Source organism: Acidisphaera sp. L21, from assembly GCF_009765685.1.
Lineage (GTDB): Bacteria > Pseudomonadota > Alphaproteobacteria > Acetobacterales > Acetobacteraceae > LMUY01.
Genome location: NZ_LMUY01000071.1, coordinates 63445 through 65972 on the forward strand (window position 1 = coordinate 63445; position 2528 = coordinate 65972).

General features: G+C 64.6%; 3 protein-coding genes. All 3 read right to left on the minus strand.

Features of this window, described 5'->3' with window-relative positions; genetic code table 11:
- On the minus strand, positions 1 to 703 hold a 703-nt coding region (locus GSQ76_RS13670; protein WP_158744462.1), incomplete at its 3' end, for an ABC transporter permease subunit.
- Positions 704 to 705: 2 nt separating this feature from the next.
- Complete coding sequence (locus tag GSQ76_RS13675; RefSeq protein ID WP_158744463.1) at positions 706 to 1740, minus strand: ABC transporter substrate-binding protein; 1035 nt, start codon at positions 1738 to 1740, stop codon at positions 706 to 708.
- A gap of 134 nt (positions 1741 to 1874) precedes the next feature.
- Positions 1875 to 2528: SMP-30/gluconolactonase/LRE family protein (locus GSQ76_RS13680; RefSeq protein ID WP_216851048.1), on the minus strand; the 654-nt coding region annotated here is incomplete at its 5' end.

Consider the following 2528-nt stretch of genomic DNA (forward strand, 5'->3'; position numbering starts at 1 on the left):
AGACGAACATCGCCAGCGCCAGAATCGCCGGCCACGCCAACCGCAGCGAGATCCGCCAGACCGTTTCCACCACCGTCGCGCCGGACATGCGCGCCGCCTCCTCCATCTCCGCATTGGCCGCGCGAAAGGTGGACGACAGCAGCAGGAACACCAGCGGCGACCAAAGGAAACCCTCGATCAGCACCATGCCGGCCAGGCTGTTGACGTTGAACGCCGTGGCGTCCGGGTTCACCCAGTTATGCCATGCATCGTTGAACGGCCCCGCGCGACCCAGCAGATACAGCCACGCCGTCACATACAAAATATACGGCGTGCCCAACGAGATGATGGTGGTGACATAGGCCAGCCCGCGCATCGGCGCGTCCGTCCGCTCCACCAGCCACGCCAGCACGCCGCCGAACAGCAGCGACACCAGCGTCGCCAGCCCCGCGAACACGACCGAGTTGAACGTCGCCATGCCCAGCCGGCGGCTCCCCAGCAATTCGCGGTAATGGTCCAGCGTCAGCGCGCCATTCGCCATGCTCGCCGTGGTGGCGGAGAAGCTGGTCTGGATCAGCGTCCACACCGGCGGCAGCACCAGCACGCCAACGATCACCGCAACGACGATGCCCAGCCAGCCCCGCCGCAGCAGGTTCATCAGCGGCCCAGCCCCGCGCGACGGCGATGCGGCAATGGCGGGGCGGGCGAGTGTGGTGGCTGGCATGACTAGGTGAACATCTTGCGATAGATGCCCAGCCACTCCGCCTCATGCGTCAGGAAGTCCCCGGCGGAGAGGATGTTCGCCGGGTAATTCCCGTCCTCCGGCCGCAGCCCCTTCGTCTTGGACGGCACCGCCGGATTGGCCGGGATGTAGCCGGCATCGGCGTAGATCTGCTGCCCCTCCGCCGACATCGAAAATTCAAGGAACAGCTTGGCCGCATTCGGATGTGGGGAGTTCTTGACCAACCCCATCGACCCGAAGCTGACCATCGTTGGCGGCAGCTTCAGCCATTCCACCGGCGCGCCCTCGGTGGCGCTGATCGCGGCGTGATAATTATAGATGTGCAGCACCAGCGGATATTGCCCGGCGATATTCTGGTCCAGCACGACGCGCTGGTTGCTCGGCACGTTGGCGATCTTCTGCGCCGCCAGCTTCTCCAGATATTCCATCCCCTTATCCTGACCCATCGCGATCAGGATGTTGCCGATCAGCCCGGGCGGGCCGGACACGCTGGGGGAGTCGGGCCAGGCCATGCGCCCCTTCCAACGCGGCAGCAGCAGATCCTCATACGTCTTCGGGATATCTGCCGCCTTCACCTGGTCGGTGTTCACCGCAGGGGTGGAGGGCTGAATGATATTGGCCGTCCACAACCCCTTCGGATCGCGGAACGCGGCCGGGAACCCGGCAGCGGATTCCACCAGATAGGTTTGCACGAACCCCGCCTTGTCCAACGGATACACGGTCGAGCCGCCATCGAACAAATCACCCTTCGGCTGGCCGGCGCGTCCCTCGTTCAGGATGCGCACCGCAGTTTCCTGCCAGGGTGCGGGAACATAGCTGACCTTGACGCCCGGATACTTCTTCTCGAACCGGGCAATCAGCGGGCGCACGATCTGGCCGACGACCAGCGTGGTGTACCACACCAATTGCCCCTCCTTTTTCGCACCTTCCAGCAGATCGCCCTCGGCAGCGAACGCCGATCCAGCGGCGAGTGCGAATGGCATCGCGGTCAATGCACGCCGGGTCAGATAGATCGCCACGTGTTCCTCCTCGAACTATGTTCTTTTTTCGCGGCCGGCAGATTCTTGGACAGCATGCGCCGGTCTAGCGACTATCTCGGCCCCGGCGCACGCTCAGGTCAATGCAGTTGTGGGCGTCGACGCTTGAGTTTTCCTCAAGCGAAATGATGCAGCTTCAGCCCTGGCTCGTGCCAGTCCATCGCCACCAACTGCCCTTCATGCGACAGCGTAACATAGGCAGTCCGCAGATCCGGGCCGCCAAAGCAGATGTTGGTCACCATCAGATCCGGCGCCGGGTGGTAGGCAACGCGATTGCCGTCGGGTGAGATTTCCACCACGGCGCAGCGGTCCAGCGCGGCGATGCAGATATTGCCCGACGCCGATACCGCCAGGCTGTCGAACCGCGTACTGCCGCCGACGCCAGTTACCAGGGTCGCGCCATACATCGCCGGCCAGGCCCGCTTGCGCAACACACCCGGCGCCTCGATATCCCACGCCCATAGCCGCCCAGTGATCGTCTCCGCGACGTACAGCCGCGACCCATCCGGTGACAGCCCGATCCCGTTGGGGGTGAACAGGCCGGACGCGACCTCCCGGATTTCGCTGCCGTCCGCCTTTGCCCAATAGACGAAGCCCAGATCGGTGTCCCGCGCCCGGCGCTTGCCCAGATCGGTGAACCAGAACCCGCCCTGCCCGTCGAACACGATGTCGTTCGGGCCGCGCAGCATGATGCCGTTGCACGCCTCGTACAGCCGCTCCACCGCGCCGGTCTTCAGGTCGACCGCCTCGATGCTGCCGGTCTTGTAGCT